Below are 15,943 nucleotides of genomic sequence, written 5' to 3' on the forward strand. Positions count from 1 at the left end.
TCTTTCGTCAACGACCAAATGTAACCTAAACTCTTGTGCATGAAAATTTGATGTTCAACTGTTTTATGAAATCGAAATCATTAATCCATTTAATATCAAGATTATCGCACACATTTGGGATTTTAATCTTCGTTGAATTTGCGGCTGTAACTTTCTCTTCTTTTGTAACCACGATAGCCTGCTCATTCATAGCATGAGCAATCACCCAAGGATCAGCAAGAGACCTACCTTTTTTATTATCAACTAGTTGTTGATGCAATGGATTTGAGCTGTAAATTGATCTAAGGCAAGTTATTACAGACGAATTTGTTTTTCGAACAGGTATTCGGCTTGTTTTCAGCCATTCAGAAAGGTCATCCTCTGTATTTACTATCTCGTCAAAAACCTGTTCAGCAATAAAAATTCGACCGCTACTACCCAAGCTTATTAATATATCCCAATATCCGGGACAAAACGTTGGTGAGTAATATTTTTGCCATGCTTCAATGAGTACATTAGCATCCAAGCAATAACTTTCTCCTGATGTACTCATTTGTATAGTTGTGCTTCTAATTTTTGGAATTTGTTAACGTGAACATTGAGCAAACTGCTAGCCAAAGTGGGTTCAATCCGACCTCCACGAAAGGCATCAAGAACTGTTTGAGTGAACAGTCTGCTATTCCTGTTTAGCTGAAGAAGGTAATAGTCAGGTCCTCCACTACTATTCTTTTGTCTAGCTTTTCTTTCCTCCTCACGCTTGATAAACTCCTTAAAAGCTGTATCAGCTTGTGTTCTAAGCTTTGAGTAGGTGGGTGCAGAAATAATGCTAAGATTTAAAGCTCTAACAATCATAGCTACTGAACTTACTCCTAGCGACCTCGAAGCTTGAAAAACATTGTTATAGTCTTGTAATTTTTGAGGGCCAATACTTTGAAGTATCTCTTTTGGCATCAAGGCGTTAGCGGCTACCTCGTTACAGAAAAGCTCAACCGGATGAAACTTATCTCTGTCTTTCTGAACAATATCTATTGCATTCGATACACCAGTTGCTGCAATCCAGATGTGGGCTAACTCATGAACAAAAGTAAAAAGTTGCGGTGCGTTCCAATCATCAGAATTAATAAAAACGAATGGAGCAAAAGGATCAGCAATAGCAAATCCCTGTAACTCATCTGAATCTAATTTAAGCCTAGAATGTATGAAACTAGTTCTAGAAACAAATACGCCATTAACCTCAGCAGAACCAATCCACTCTTTAATGGGATTGTTAGTTTTGTAGCTGCTTGGATTAATTTTTAGAGTTTCAAGAATGTCTTTTGCAACTTTTGCAGGGTCGGAGTTTAATGTAAAGCGTCCGACAAAAGGTAATTTGGCGTCGCCATTTTCAGCATGTAGATCACTCAACCAAGCTTGCTTTTGTTGTATCTCCCGAATTATAAAAACAGATGATGTAGTTAGTGGTTTAGAGCCTGGCTTCCTAAAATCTTGTAATGGCTGGAAATCCCTAGGTATGTCAGGTAGAAAAAATAAAGCAAATGGCCTCTTGTAGTGCTTTGCTAATTCTTGGGCTTGCCTAATTGTGGGCTGATCTACGCCATCTTCCCATGATTGCAGTTTTTCAACAGACACGGAGATTTTAGCAGCAGCAATTTCTTCGGACATACGTGCCGATTCTCTTGCCCATTTTAGTATAATAGGTGTTATAAAAGCTTCGTCAGCCATCGCTAGCAAATCTATATATAGCCTTCTATATAATCATTATCGTAACGAAAAAAAGATAAAATTCATTACTATACAGTTGCTTATTCGTTCTGTCGCAGGTAGTTGGGGCAAATCACCGCCTCCGCAACGTGCTTAACCCAGGTGATTCGTGTCGGCGGGGACGTGTCTAGGCCGGGGTTCGCTCACGAGTGGCTGGCAAATAGCCGCAACGTGCTGTTTTACAGAATATTCCTGTCCGCCGAGACGTGCTTACGCCGTGACGCGTACGCCTTACACGGACAAGCAGCAACCCCCCTGAGTGTTGATGGATGAGGGCGCTACATGCCTGAACAATCGAAACTTGCAACCTTTACACACTCATTATGTTGGGCTGAACACTTGCCTTTGAGACGTGCGGCCTGTCGACGGAGAGCTGCCCCGGCGCAGAGCGAACAACAACGTACCCAATCCAATTCTGTACTGACGGCGAAGCTAGTTAACTAACCTTCTTCTATACCGAGACTATATGTCTAAACGCGCTGCCTGTCGCCAGCGAATAGCAAAGGAGAAAAGTACAAGTCGACAATATTAAATTTTGAAACACAGATATTATTTGTCTGGCCTTCTTCTCCTTTTTTTAGACAATATACTTTTTAGAAGTTGCTCTTCTTCTGGAGTGAGTTCATCTTCAGAATAATCAACACCTTCAGCAGTACTAGTGTGATTTTTACTGGATTCACCTTCAGAAGTATCAATATCAGGACTATTTAATAATTTTGGCTCAGGGGCCATTAATTTTCTTGGGCTGTATGTTGAATGTTGTTCAAACTCAGGCAAAATCGCACCAGCTAAAATAAAATCATTAGCTCCTGTAAAAATATTTCTTCTTAAAATTTCAGCTTGCTCCCTTCCTATTTTCTCCTCTTTTTCAAGAGTATTGATATTTTCAATGACTGGTAAAGCTTTAGTAATCAGATCTATGCGTTCGTGAAGTTTCTTTTCTCTATAAAATATTACTCTATCCCAAAGTCCTATAATTAATTCCTTTAACGAGGTAACTACTTTTGCCGCGCCTAAAAAGTCAAAAGATTTATCGCTGCCTGAATCGATAGCTACAACGCTTAAGTCGTTTTCATTGTGTCCTAAAATTTGCGCTATAGTTTCATAAAAGAGATTAACACTACTAAGGGCTTTTATCAAACGTTCAGGATGTGATGCTTCTTTATTTTCTTCAGGAAGAATAATTGTAATAATTTCTTGATTATCATATGGGTTGTAGTCAACAGATACTTGGTTGTTAGTGCGTTGTATATAATCAACATTATCTTATTTTAACAGATCAGGTAGTTTATCTAAATAATCCCTGATGAACGTTAACCCTCTATAATATTTAATATAAACCTCCCTGGAAGTGCCATTATCACCAGCTAAAATTCGTGTCCATATCTTAGTACTTTCAATACCGTCTAACCCGAAAATTGATAGAATTTCTTTGTCAGTTTTGTCGAAATTACGGTAGTAATTAGAGAACGTCTGAAACGCTTCAACTGCAATCTCTGGATTAGCTTTCTTATCAGAAGAAGAAGACGGTGAAACGACATGTTGAAAAACACTAACGACTCCTGAGTCTATAATGGCTTTTTTTAATTTCATTATAGAGTTAATAATGTCAATTCTTCTCATCAAATTTTATCTATAAGTGGAATTAATCAGTAAATGATCAAAGTCTATAAAGACTGAAAATGTAAGTTAGTTCTTTTTTCAAAAACTTTCTAATTGAATGCCACATACCTAATAGACGTGCTTTAACCTTATCGGGGCGGTCAGCTACCATCCTAGACTCTGGAATGTAAACCTCAACTTACCCAACGATCACATTCCCATGTCGCCCGAAACCCAGAAATGAAAGCCCCAGAGCTGCCCCTGTCGGGACGTGCAACTTGTCGCACGAGGCATGCATCTCACGCTTTTTATTCTTGTCTGGCGCACCCAACATAGTATTGGACGCAAAACTGCGGAACTATTCCCATTGATAATCAGACGATTCTAGTTCCGCAACTACATTTTCTTGTGTTGATTCGGTCAAAGGCGTTTACAAATACGAAAATAGATTGGTTATGTCCAATGGCCGTTGCGGATTTTTTCTGGACGGTATTCCGGCTGGGTCCATTTTCATCGGAACAGTACGATCAGGGCGGCGCCGATGACCATGATGGTGGCGCCGATTAGTTTAGGCAATAGCTGGCGTTCGCCGAAAAACTGGTAGCCAAACAGTACACTCACGACCGCCGACGTCTGGAAGAGTGCCAGTGCGTAGCCTACCTGCATGCCACTGAAGGCCACCGTAGTCGATAGTTGCATCAGGCCCACCAGGGCAATCAGGGCCAGGTAGCTCATGCGTTGGCGGGCCAGCAGTCGGCATTGGGCGGCTATCGTCGAGCGGTGCAGGCTGCCGTACCAGCCCCACGACAACACGCTGCCCAGCACGCACCAGACCACAAACACGGTGGTGGCATCGGCCAGCAGCACGGCCCTTTTGATATACACCGCCTCAATGGCCGAGCAGATCAGCGCCAACACGCGCCACCGGATTTCGGGTTGCCCCATCAGCCGCCAGCCGCCACCGCCCGCGCCGCGATTGGGTTGCAGCACGAAGTAGCTCCCCAGCACAATTAGCCCCACGCCCAGCAGGCCCGCCACGCTCGGCACTTCGCCCAGCAGCACGGCCCCCACCACCATACTGACGACGGCCTTGTAGGCGTTGATCGGCCCCAGCACCGACAAATCGCCCGTCTGCAAGGCTTTAACCAGCAGCGTATTGCCCAGCACGGCTAATACGCCCATCAGCAGCGCGTTGGTCCAGAAGTCGAGGCTCAGGTGCCGGGCGGTTTCCCAGCGATAGACGAACAGGCAGGCGATGAACAACCCGGTGTAGGTCACCGCCGTCACGAACAGCGGATCGGCGGATTGGTGCGTGAGCTTCTTCTGAAAAACGTTGGCCAGCGGATTGGCCAGAATCCGAACCAGCAGAGCCAGGGAGGTTATCGTACCAACGAAGAGCAGCATGGGCCGGGCAGATTGGGTAAAGCAAGCAGCAATGGGCAAAGGAGCCGGCGGGGTTGGTGGGCGGGTTAGTCGGTGGTCAGGGTCGTCCCGTCGGCTACGCGCACTACATAAGCCTTCCCCCCTACCCGGTCAATCGCCTCGGCAACGGCCTCGGCCCCGTTGGGCGCGTAGACGAACATGGATCCGCCGCCACCTGAGCCGTTGATTTTGCCACCCAGTGCCCCCGCCGCCAGGGCCGCGTCGAGCATCCGGTCGATTTTAGGCGTCGAAATGCGCTGGGCATCGCGGAGGTTGGTCTGGTGCTCGGTCAGCAACGTACCCAGTTGCCGATCAAACGCCGGTACGTTGGTGGGGGGCGTCTGCAACTGCGTGTGGGCCTGCCGCAGCAGGTCGCGGTTGGCGAGGGTGCCTTTCAGCAGGATGTACTCGTCTTTCGTGAGCTGGTCTTTGAACTCAGGTACGTCGGTAAGGGCGGCCGTGTGCAGCGAGAAGTCGGGGCGGCTTTGTTGGATGCGCTGCACCACGTCGAGCATCCCGAGTTTAACCCGCCGCAGAATGCCGATGGTATCTTTTGGCTCCCCGGAATCGCCCAGCACGAAGGTGCCGAGTGGGGGCGTCAGGGCTTCCAGGGCGATGGCGGGCGTGCCGTCGGGTCGTTGCGATTCGAGGTAAATCACGTTGCCCACGGCGGTGGCGAAGTGGTCCATCATACCGCCCGGTTCGCCAAATTCGAGCACTTCGGCGCGGTAGGCCAGTTCGGCCAGGGTCATGGGCGGCAGGTGGCGGGGCGCATCGGCCAGTTGACTCAGCACATTCAGCCAGCTCACAATCAGGGCCGACGAACTCGACGCCCCGGCGTTGATCGGGATGGTGCCGCGTACGGTCGCTTCGATGCCTCGACTAAAGGTGAACCCCTCCTGCAACAGCACATTCACGCACGACCGCAGGTAATCCCGGTCGGCCGGGTACGGCAGGCGATTCCCGTCGAACGGAATGATCACATCCTGACCGATGTCGGGCAGATGCAGACGGAACTCGCGGGCATTGGGGTCAGGGCGGGCGGTGAGGGCAACGCGGCGGTCGATGGCGGCGGCAATGACTGGCAGGCCCAGGTAATCGAGGTGTTCGCCAAATAGACAAATGCGGCCGGGCGTCGAGGCAGTGAGGTTCGTTGTTAACACGCAGAAACAAGCGGGAAGGTGTAGGAGGTCGTTGGCGGTTGGGCCAGACAGGGTCAAAGTAACGGAATTTGGCCGTCAGTCGGGCGGCGTCACAGCTTCAGCCGGATACCCAGTCGGTTGAGGCCACCCGTCACGCCCACACAGAGCAACGCAAACAGCAGCGACTTGATCAGCCCGATACCGCCCGTCAGCAGGACGGCGGGCAGGTGGAGATCGGCAAACTCGACGAACGCATAGGCGAAGTAGGGTATCAGGTAACACAGCAGGGTGTCGGTCCCGGCGGGTTTGATCGCCCGAAACCAGTGGCCCTTACCCGCCACGTCGACCAGCCAGTGCAGGGCCGTAAAGGCCAGCAACGTAAACGCACTGCACAGAAACAGCCAGGCGGGGGTAGCGCCCAGTTTGGCCAGCCCCCAGATGGGCCGGGTGTAGATCGACAGCCCGATCAGCCCCACCGACGCCAGCAGAAAGCCGAGGGTCATGGCCCGCCCGTAGCCTCGTTCGACGCACCACCGAAACACGGTGGCCGTCAGCGCCCCGCCCAACGTCAGGCCGGCGAGGGTGCCTCCCCGGATGGCGTCGGGTATCCACTGCACCAACGGCGGAAACGCATAGGCCTTTGCCGCCACGCTCAGCCCACAGAAGGCCACCCAGATCATCGCCAGCACGGCGATGCGCCCGCCCGCCAGCAAGGTAGCCAGCGCTCCCACCAGATACGACCAGCCAATGAGGCCCAGAATACCCCACCAGTGCGTGGCAAACGGTCCCAACGGATCTCCGCCCCGGTAGCGCAGGGCCAGCCCCAGCAGCACCACCCAGCCGACAAGCGGACCGATGCGGCGGCGGACCGGCGACCCAGTTTTGGGGTACGTGTTCCAGATGAGGATGAAGGCGCTACAGGCCAGTACGTTCCAGCCAAGGCGGGGAATACCCGTGGCCGCTTCGTTTATGTATTCGCCGTTGACGAGCCACAGCCCCATCACCAGCAGGGCGGCGGCGCGGGTGAGGATATGCCCGGCGATCTGCGTGTCGGTTTCCTGCCGGGTACGTCGGTGCTGAATGGCAAACGGGATCGACAGCCCCACGATGAACAGAAAAGCCGGGAACACCACGTCGGCGAGGCCAATGCCATCGGCCCCCTCAGGTACGTGTTCCAGCCAGGCCGGGATGGCCGTCAGTGACCAGAGGTCATTGACAAAGATCATTAGCACCATCGTCAGCGCCCGCAGCACGTCGATGGAGTCGACGCGGGTGAGCACCCGGTGTGGGCTGGTTGTAGCGGAAGCGGTCGATACCATAGCAGGCCGGTTTACGCCCCCAAGATAAGCCCGATCGAATCGCTTTTAACGACCCGAGCGGGTCAAACCGCCTTAGAAATACAGATTGGCGGCGGTCCGAAAGGTGTTGCAGTGGGCATCGACGATGTCGGCCACGCGGGGCGAGTACCCGCCGCCCATCGACACCACAATGGGCAGGCCCACCCGCCGGGCTTCTTCGAACACAAACCCATCGCGCTGCTGCACGCCGGCCATCGACACGCCCAGCTTGCCCAGTCGGTCGGTTTCCAGAATATCGACACCCGCCACGTAGAACAGAAAATCGGGCTGTTGCTCGGTCAGGAGCCGGGGCAGCGTGTCATAAAGAAGGTTCAGGTACGTGTCGTCGCGGGTGCCGGTGGACAGTTCCACGTCGAGGTCCGACTGTTCTTTTTTGAGCGGATAATTGTCTTTGCCATGCATGCTGAACGTAAACACGCGGGGTTCCCCCTGAAACATCACCGCCGTACCGTTGCCCTGATGCACATCGAGGTCGATGACCAGTATCTTCTTTGATTGCCTCGTTTCGAGCAGGTAGTGTGCCGCTACGCCCACGTCGTTGAGCAGGCAAAAGCCTTCACCATGATCGGGGTAGGCATGGTGCGTCCCCCCGGCCACGTTCATGGCAACGCCGTCGCGGCGGGCGTGTTTGGTGGCGTCGAGCGTGCCCTGCGTGATGACCCATTCGCGCTCGATCAGCCGGGGCGACATCGGGAAGCCAATCCGCCGGACCATCCGGGCATCGACGGTCTGCGTTTTCAGGGCGTCGACGTACCCAGCCGTGTGCACTCCCAGCACCCAGCGGTCGTCGACGGGATCGGGGGCGAAGAAGTTGGCCTCCGTGCAGGTGCCGTCATAAAGCAGCTGTTCGTGAATGAGTTCGTATTTGATCATCGGGAACCGGTGGGGTTCGCCGTTGGGTCCGGTGGGCAATTCGTGCTTATAAAGCGGGGCGTAGGCGATTCTGAGCATCTAAACAAATGATGGGCCGTTGGATAAAAATTGACGCCCGCTAAGGAAATGAGTCTCAACGTATAGCGTACTGCGTTCGTAATTTGGTGGTCTTCGCGGTCCCGAGTTAGAAAACCCAAAAGCAGCAAGGGCAGTTTATCCAATACCAATTTCATCGACCCTATGAACATCGAACTATCTACCTCCGCCGAGCCGGTGCCCTTCGAACTTCTCGACGTACTGGTTCAGAATCGCCGCGATCAGGATGCCAACCGCTCGCTGTTATCGCTGCATTTTGTGGGCAAACGTGGCCTTCAAACCGATCGCCTCAAGATGCCCCTGCTGACCTGGTACGATGCGAATCGGTTGCAACAATTTACCCATCAATTAGCCAACGCCGACCCGTCGGACCGCCCGCGCGATGGGCATATCGACCTGCCCGATGCCGGTTTGCGGCTGGTTGCCAACACCAAAGGTCGCCCGTCGATCCGGGTTGAAGCCATGCCCACCGCCAAACGTCGGTTTGCGCCCGTTGTCATCAACGGCAGCGCCGCCGGCCTGCGCGACTACGCCAAGGTGCTCTATACCCGCCTGTGGGAAGCCTTCTGCCGGGGGTGATCGTGAATGCACAATGAATAATGCGGTCCGCCGCTGCGGGACAATGCACAATGGGCCGACGCAAGTGTGATCTTGCGTCAGCCCATTGTGCATTGTCTGTTATTATCATACTTAAGTATAAATTCTTGCTATTTTCACTAGTTACGCCAAGTAGATCATCATGGAAAACGGCTTATGCGGCCGTTTAGTGAACCTGTTGATTGCACCACTATTCACGTAACTAGCCACATGAGGACATCCCTTTGTAAGCTTGGAACCGCATTAGGCTTCCTGGTCTTACTTACAAGAACTACCCTATTCGCCCAGGCACAGCAAGCCGACGCGGCCCTATTTGATAAAGGCGCGTTCATCGACGGTGGCCTGCCCGCGATTCAGGCCATAACGCCCAAAGGAGAACTTCCCGGGAAGAAAATCCCCTATTACCTACGTAGTGGCGACGGTGAACGTTACCTGGTAGGCGGGTTGGTCGTGAACAGGATGGCCCGGGCCGCCGACACAGGCGATCTGTATGAGTGGACTGTCATTACGGGTGGGAAAGGGGCCATGCTGCCGTCGCACACGCATGCCCAAACGCACGAAGCAATCCTGGTGCTCGACGGTGAACTTGAACTCTGGCTGGCCGATAGGCACTACCGTCTCATAAAGGGTGATTTTGCCAGTGTCCCGCCCGGTACATCCCATGCCTTCCGCCTGCTTTCCCACCATACGCAGTTGGTCTCCATGAGCAATGGCAACCGGATGGACGCCCTCTACCGAACACTGGGAAAACCCTACATCGGCACGGTTCAACCATCGGATGATGTCCCTGCCATCGATCAGGCAACGTTGAAAAAGGCAGAAACCGTAGCTGATGTACACTTCGACGGTAAGCCGCTGACTACCGGTCATGCCGAACGCGTCTCAAACGCCCAACTGCCCAAATCGGCGGTACCCTACGTACTGGCGGCGGGCGAAGGCGATCGCTATACCATTGGGAACGAGCTCTTTGGCATCTTGTGTGACAATGCGACGACTAACAACAAGCTTCTGGTTGTTACAACGGAAGGTCCGGTCACTCAAATGATCATCAAACATTACCACCTGAAACATTCGGAATCGTTTTTCTGCATCGATGGTCAACTTCGCATGATTGCGAACCAGTCGACAATCGATGTGCAACCCGGCGATTTTGTGGCTGTCCCCGCAGGAACCATTCATGCCTATCAGCTTGTCAAACCGTACACCCGATTTGTGGGCCTGCTGACACCAGGGATTTTTGAGTTATTCTTCCGGTCGCAAAACCCGTATGCGCAGCACGTCTACCCACAAGGACCCGGCGGCCCACCCAACTTTAGCCGAATGGCTGAACTGGATCTGGTACCCCTCGAAATGCCAGGCCCACCACCGGGACAGGTGGGTGCTAAACATTGATCTTTAATGAATAATGGGCGTTGTTCATGTACATTCGGTGCCTTGGCATCGCTCATTATCCATTAATGACAAACTCCGTCCAGCCATTGAGTTGGGTACGTAGCGAGAACGTGTAACCGTGGTTCAATAGGATCTCGCGGGTCAGGGTCAGGCCGATGCCCTGGCCGTCGCGTTTGGTGCTGTAAAACGGGTTGAACAACTGACCGGCCACCTCGTCGGGGATGGGGTCGCCGTTGTTGCGGATGACCAATTGGCGCGCTGCTAATTCCAGCGTCACCGTGTTGCCCGCCCGGCAGCTTTCGAGCGCATTTTTCACGACGTTGATCAACACCTGCTCCAGCTGCGATTCGTCCATCAGCCAGCTAGTGGGGTTGTCAGGGGCTGTCACGCTTAGCGTTACGCCGCGAGCTTCGGCTTGCGGGTCCATCAGGTTAGCGATGTTCCGAACCAGCGCGGCCATATCGGCGGGAACACGGTGAGGCACCGGCAAGCGCACGACATCGGCAAACCGCCGCATGAAGCCATTCAGCCGCTCGTTGCGCTCGATCGCCACGCGCATCGCCCGTTGCAGATCGGCCTCCTGCACGGTCGGCTCCACAATGTTCAGGATGGTATTAACTGCGCCAATCGAGTTATTGACTTCGTGGGCCATCATGCGGATCACCTTCCCATACGCCTTCTTCTCGGTGTCGATGATCTCGGCGGTCAGCTCTTCAATAAACAGAAACTGCCGCCCAAATCCCCGGTCGATAAACTGCCCACGCAGCACCCGGTACGTCTCCACGCCCGTCAGCCTGACGATCTGCGGCTGATCGGGTGGCAGGGCGTCGAGTTGGTTCAGCAGCGGGTGGTCGATGGCCGACAGCGGCTTGCCCAACAGATCGGCCTCGGGGCATTTCAGGAGTTGCCGGGCTTTGGGGTTGATACCCGCCACGCGCGCGTCGAAGTCAAAAATCAGCAGGGCAATGGGCGACGCGTCGATGAGTTTATCGAGGAAAAACTGCTGCTCGGCCTGCCGGGTACGTTCCTGCCGCAACTGATCGATCATCAGGTTGTAAACCCGAATCAGCTCATCGACGTCGATGTTGCCCGTCGGGACAAATTTGATCGTAAAGTCTTTATCCCGAATGGCTTCGATGCCCGACGCAATGAACGCCGAGGGTTGCCGAAAGGTCCGGTAAATGGAGAAGGCCGTATAGAGCGACAGAATAATCAGCACTTCGACGGCAATCAATAACACCCCTTTCGATGCAAACAGGGGTTTTGCCTGTCGCAATTCCGTGAACAGCAACCAGCCCAACAGGACGTGGAGCAGCAGGATGTAGACGAGGTAACGGGTTTGAAAGCGCATAACACAAAGGAGACGGGTATTTCGGTATCTTGTCGAGGTCTTGCGGACCGTCAATCCCACAAACCATGAACCGACGACTTTTTCTTGGCCAGGCTGCCCTTGGCAGTAGTGCGTTGCTGACCAACCAGGCCAACCCGTGGCCTTCGTTTGCTCCCGACCGCAAGCTGGGCGTGGCGCTGGTGGGGCTGGGTACGTATAGCACGCTGCAACTGGCCCCCGCCCTTCAGCATACCGAACGCTGCCAACTGGCCGGGATCGTGACGGGCACGCCCGCCAAAGCGCAGGAGTGGATGCAGAAATATAGTATTCCGCGCGAAAACGTCTACGATTACCAGACATTCGACCGCCTCGCCGACAACCCGGCCATCGACATTGTGTATGTGGTGCTGCCCAACTCGATGCACGCCGACTACGTGATTCGGGCGGCGAAAGCAGGGAAGCACGTCATCTGCGAGAAGCCGATGGGCCTCAACGTGCGCGAGTGCGAGCAAATGATTCAGGCGTGTCGGCAAGCCGGGGTCAAGCTGTCGGTGGGCTACCGGCTGTATTTTGAACCGCATCATCTGGAGGTACGTCGGCTGGCCCAATCGAAGGAACTGGGCACGGTGAAACTGATGGAAACGGCCCTGGGCTTTTCGATGGCCGACCCCAAATCGTGGCGACTCAATAAGCAGTTGGGCGGTGGCGGAGCCATCATGGATTTGGGGGTGTATGCCATTCAGGGAGCCCGCCGCACCATCGGCGAAGACCCGATTGCCGTAACGGCCCAGGGATTCGTGCGCGATAAGACGGTGTTTAAAGGCATTTACGAAAGTATGTTTTTTCAGATGGAATTTCCGGGCGGCGCGCTGTCGAGTTCATCCACCACGTACACGTCCTACGTCGACCGGCTGTATGCAACCACGGGGTACCAGTGGTTTGGCCTGCAACCCGCCTTCAACGCCACCGGCGCCCGGGGCGACTCGTCGAAAGGCAAGATCGAACTGACGACCCCGCCCTTTCAGCAAATCCGGCAGCTCGACGCCTTCGCTGCCAACATCCTCGACAATACCGACCCGATAGCGTCGGGCGCCGAAGGCCTCAAAGACATCCGCATTATCGATGCCATCGTCCGCGCCGCCGACACCGGCCGCCGTATCGAAATCGACTGGAAACAGGCGTGAAATAGGCAGGGGTTGCGTGGGGTGAATGGCTGACGCCGGAGAGACGTAACGGATTACGTCTCTACATGTCGTCGGGTTTGTAGGCGATACCGTATTTATCCAGTCGGCGGTAGAGGGCGAAACGGGTAATGCCCAGCGCCCGCGCCACGTTGGCGACGCGGTTGTGGTGGTAGGCCATCGCCCGTTCGATCATCTGGCGTTCCATCTGGCCGAGCGTCAACGTACCTACGGGGGGCAGTTGGCCGAGGGCGTGGGAATCGGGCGTGCCGGGCGTCAGGTGTTTCTCGAAATCGGCGACGGTGAGCGTGTCGGAGGCGGTCAGTAGCACCGTGCGTTCGACGCCGTTTTTCAGTTGCCGGATGTTGCCGGGTAACGTCAGGCCTTTGAGCCACTGCTGCGCTTCCTTGCTGACATCCAGCTTGGGCCGGGCATACATCGTTTTGAGGTTATTGATGAAAAAGCTCGCCAGCCGGGGAATGTCGGCGGGACGTTCGCGCAGGGCGGGCAGGCGCACCGTGATGAGGTTGATCCGGTAAAACAGATCCTCGCGGAACGTACCCAGCCTGACCATTTCCTCCAGGTTGCGGTTGGTGGCGCAGATCACCCGCACGTCGACGGTGCGGGTTTTGCTGCTGCCCAGCGGCTCAAACGTCCGGTCCTGCAACACGCGCAGCAGCTTCACCTGACTCGCCGCGTCGAGGTCGCCGATTTCGTCGAGGAAGATGCTGCCTTTATTGGCCAGTTCAAACCGCCCGATTCGGTCCGATTTAGCATCGGTGAAGGCGCCCCGCACGTGGCCGAACAACTCACTCTCGAACAGCGTACTCGAGATGCCACCCAGATTGACCTTCACGAAGGGCTGGCGTTTGCGTCGGCTATTCTGGTGCACGGCCTCGGCAATCAGCTCTTTGCCCGTCCCGCTTTCGCCCGTAATCAGCACCGGCGCATCCGTGGGGGCCACGCGGCCGATGGTCGTGAGCACGTCGAGCAGTTGCGGGTCTTCACCCACGATGTTGTCAAACTGAAACTGCTCGTTCAGCTGCCGCCGACTCGCTGAGGGGAACGTACCTGGCTTATTGGCCAGGTTGATGGCCGTCCGGACCGACTGGATGAGGTGGTCGTTTTGCCAGGGCTTGGTCAGGAAATCGCTCGCGCCGGCTTTCATGCCTTCTACGGCGAGGCCGATGCTTCCCCAGCCCGTAATCAGCACCACAGGTACGTTGGGGAGCCGTTCGCGGAGGTAGCGCAACAACCGCAGCCCGTCGTCGCCCGACGTTTCGACCGAAAAATTCATGTCGAGCAGAATGGCTTCCGGCGTTTCTTCGTCCAGCACGGCCCGCGTTTCGAAAGGCCCGTCGGCCACGCGTACGGCGAAGCCCTCCCGCCGGAACAGCAGCGAGAGCGACAGTTGAATAGCCGTATCGTCGTCGATGATTAAAAGCATGGATGGCAGGGAGACTACGTGCAGGGAATAGCAGGGGCACTGCGGTGGCAGGGTTACGAGCGAATCGTTTGCTGGAAGTTGTAAATCTTGCGGCTGAGATTCGCCAGTTCGACAAACAGCCGCTGCTTCACATCTTCGTCAATTTGGCTGCGTCGCTGAACAACGACCAAAATATTAGCGCATTCGTAGCATGACCGACGAGCATAATTCAAAAACTGTCTAAACTCATTCGGTGACGAGGCTCCAGACCCTTCAGCAATGTTATTTGATATGCTCATCCCAGCGCCACGGAGTTGCTCGGCAAACCGATATAACCGTTTCGCTTCCAGTTGGTCGGCAATATCAAACAGCGCATCGCCAACCTCTATAGCCAGTTGCCAAATGGTTAAGTCTTCAAATCGAAACAGTTTTTGGGCGTTCATTGTATACAAGTCCGATAGTTAACTTCTTTCCGGCATGCTGACTCGTGTTTGCCTGACAACGCCCCCCGCCATCCCCGCGCGAAGCAACCCTGCTATCCCCGCTACTCTTCGTGTAACGCCACGGCAGGTTGCACCATCGCGGCTTGTCGGCTGGGGTACAGCGCGCAGAGCGTGACAATGAGGTAAATCACGACCCCGGAAATCAGCATGGCCATCAGGTATACGCGGGCATCGAGGTCAAACACATTCATGAGCGGAAACTGCCCCGCCAGCAGCAGGCCCAGCACCAGCGCAAAAGTAGCCAGCACCCACATTTCGCCCACAAACTGCCGAGAAATACTGCCTTCGGTAGCGCCCAACGCCCGGCGCAGGCCGATTTCACCCCGGCGGCGGGTAATACTCACGTTGAGTACGCCAAACAGGCCGAGCGCCACGTTCACAAGCAAAAACGAACTCACAACGAGAAAAATGATCATGGGCACGAGCGACAGATTGTGCTGGTTTTCGCGCTGATCGTCCATATGGCTCAGTTCCAGGTTCCAGCCTTTGGCCATCTGCCCAAGGTCTTTCATCAGTTTCGCCTCAAACTGCGCGTCGGTGCCGGGTCGTACGTGAAGCACCAGCGCATTTTGCCAGTCGCCGGGGTGCGCCCGGTAGAACATCCCCGCTTCGACTTTCTCAAATTCGCCGCTGCGCTTGTAGTTGTCGACCACACCGATGATGCGCTTTTTATCTTTTTTGTCGTCGCTGACGATCAGCTTGCCTGCGGCGGGTTCGTCGCCAAACACCTTCTCGCGGAATTTGCGCGTCACCACCACCGGCGTTATCACCGCCGCCTTGTCTGACCCATCGAACCAGCGCCCTTCGAGCAGTGGCATGTCCATGGTGCGGGCAAAGTCGTCATCCGTCCAGAAGTTATACGTATTGACCGACACGCCGTTATAATTTGATACGCCATTGGACGTACTATTGGCAAAGGGCGTATTACCCGACGACGAACTGACCGCCAGCACCTCTGGGTACGCCCCGATCCGCTGTTTCAGTTGCTGCCAGACGGGCGTCACCAGCGAGTCGGGCGTTTGGCCCCAGTCGGCATTGACCACCCACCGGTCTTTATACTGATAGCCAATGGGTTCGCGGTAATTATTGACATTATAAACGATCAGGCTCGTAACGCCGAACAGCACCAGAAACGAGGCCAGTAGTTCGACAAGCAGCAGCGCATTGCTCCGCTTTTTGTTCCAGATCAGGGTAAACAGATGACGGATCATGATAGATGAGTGATTGAGTGAATGAGCGGATGAGTGAATAAAAACGCTGCCAAGCAGTCACTCAATCGCT

Annotated in this window: 15 protein-coding genes; 3 read left to right on the forward strand and 12 right to left on the reverse strand. The window is 54.3% G+C overall.

The annotated features are described in order from the left end of the window. Positions 1-25: 25 nt before the first annotated feature. The 8 genes from ACAW74_RS16650 to ACAW74_RS16685 form a co-directional block, all read right to left on the reverse strand. Positions 26-532 carry a DUF4411 family protein gene (locus tag ACAW74_RS16650; RefSeq protein WP_370699344.1) on the reverse strand — a complete coding sequence of 169 codons (507 nt, stop codon included), beginning with the start codon at positions 530-532 and terminating at the stop codon, positions 26-28. Beyond that, a complete protein-coding gene (locus ACAW74_RS16655) occupies positions 529-1,701 on the reverse strand; it encodes an ImmA/IrrE family metallo-endopeptidase (protein ID WP_370699345.1) in 1,173 nt (390 codons plus the stop codon). The genes ACAW74_RS16650 and ACAW74_RS16655 overlap by 4 nt, the downstream gene beginning before the upstream one ends. A 588-nt stretch (positions 1,702-2,289) precedes the next feature. Further along, a complete protein-coding gene (locus ACAW74_RS16660; RefSeq protein ID WP_370699346.1) occupies positions 2,290-2,880 on the reverse strand; it encodes a hypothetical protein in 591 nt (196 codons plus the stop codon). Positions 2,881-3,006: 126 nt separating this feature from the next. After that, entirely contained in the window at positions 3,007-3,333 is a 327-nt protein-coding gene (locus ACAW74_RS16665) for a hypothetical protein (protein WP_370699347.1), read from the reverse strand. Between the two features lie 519 nt (positions 3,334-3,852). Beyond that, positions 3,853-4,746, reverse strand: a complete 894-nt coding sequence (locus ACAW74_RS16670) for an EamA family transporter (RefSeq protein ID WP_370699348.1) — start codon at positions 4,744-4,746, stop codon at positions 3,853-3,855. Between the two features lie 65 nt (positions 4,747-4,811). Beyond that, positions 4,812-5,927 carry a GHMP family kinase ATP-binding protein gene (locus tag ACAW74_RS16675; RefSeq protein WP_370699349.1) on the reverse strand — a complete coding sequence of 372 codons (1,116 nt, stop codon included), beginning with the start codon at positions 5,925-5,927 and terminating at the stop codon, positions 4,812-4,814. A gap of 89 nt (positions 5,928-6,016) precedes the next feature. Beyond that, complete coding sequence (locus tag ACAW74_RS16680) at positions 6,017-7,225, reverse strand: DUF5009 domain-containing protein (protein WP_370699350.1); 1,209 nt, start codon at positions 7,223-7,225, stop codon at positions 6,017-6,019. Positions 7,226-7,297: 72 nt separating this feature from the next. Then, positions 7,298-8,215 (reverse strand): histone deacetylase family protein, encoded by a 918-nt coding sequence (locus ACAW74_RS16685; RefSeq protein ID WP_370699351.1) that lies wholly within the window; start codon positions 8,213-8,215, stop codon positions 7,298-7,300. A gap of 162 nt (positions 8,216-8,377) precedes the next feature. Here ACAW74_RS16685 and ACAW74_RS16690 point away from each other — a divergent pair, with 162 nt between their 5' ends. Together ACAW74_RS16690 and ACAW74_RS16695 are read left to right on the forward strand one after the other, a co-directional pair. After that, positions 8,378-8,812, forward strand: a complete 435-nt coding sequence (locus ACAW74_RS16690) for a hypothetical protein (RefSeq protein ID WP_370699352.1) — start codon at positions 8,378-8,380, stop codon at positions 8,810-8,812. Positions 8,813-9,040: 228 nt separating this feature from the next. Then, complete coding sequence (locus ACAW74_RS16695; RefSeq protein WP_370699353.1) at positions 9,041-10,222, forward strand: quercetin 2,3-dioxygenase; 1,182 nt, start codon at positions 9,041-9,043, stop codon at positions 10,220-10,222. A gap of 55 nt (positions 10,223-10,277) precedes the next feature. On the opposite strand, the gene ACAW74_RS16700 is transcribed toward ACAW74_RS16695, so the two are convergent. Further along, the gene (locus ACAW74_RS16700; protein ID WP_370699354.1) at positions 10,278-11,573 is read right to left on the reverse strand and encodes a sensor histidine kinase; all 1,296 of its coding nucleotides are present in this window, start codon (positions 11,571-11,573) and stop codon (positions 10,278-10,280) included. A gap of 65 nt (positions 11,574-11,638) precedes the next feature. Here ACAW74_RS16700 and ACAW74_RS16705 point away from each other — a divergent pair, with 65 nt between their 5' ends. Next, complete coding sequence (locus ACAW74_RS16705) at positions 11,639-12,736, forward strand: Gfo/Idh/MocA family protein (protein WP_370699355.1); 1,098 nt, start codon at positions 11,639-11,641, stop codon at positions 12,734-12,736. 61 nt (positions 12,737-12,797) lie between these two features. Here ACAW74_RS16705 and ACAW74_RS16710 read toward each other — a convergent pair whose 3' ends face one another. From ACAW74_RS16710 to ACAW74_RS16720, 3 genes are all read right to left on the reverse strand, one after another. Continuing rightward, positions 12,798-14,180: a sigma-54-dependent transcriptional regulator gene (locus ACAW74_RS16710; protein WP_370699356.1), complete on the reverse strand. Its 1,383-nt coding sequence runs from the start codon at positions 14,178-14,180 to the stop codon at positions 12,798-12,800. A gap of 53 nt (positions 14,181-14,233) precedes the next feature. Further along, positions 14,234-14,602 (reverse strand): four helix bundle protein, encoded by a 369-nt coding sequence (locus tag ACAW74_RS16715; protein ID WP_370699357.1) that lies wholly within the window; start codon positions 14,600-14,602, stop codon positions 14,234-14,236. Positions 14,603-14,703: 101 nt separating this feature from the next. Continuing rightward, positions 14,704-15,873, reverse strand: a complete 1,170-nt coding sequence (locus tag ACAW74_RS16720; RefSeq protein ID WP_370699358.1) for an ABC transporter permease — start codon at positions 15,871-15,873, stop codon at positions 14,704-14,706. Between the last annotated feature and the right edge of the window lie 70 nt (positions 15,874-15,943).

Source organism: Fibrella musci, assembly GCF_041321105.1.
Classification (GTDB): Bacteria; Bacteroidota; Bacteroidia; order Cytophagales; family Spirosomataceae; genus Fibrella; species Fibrella musci.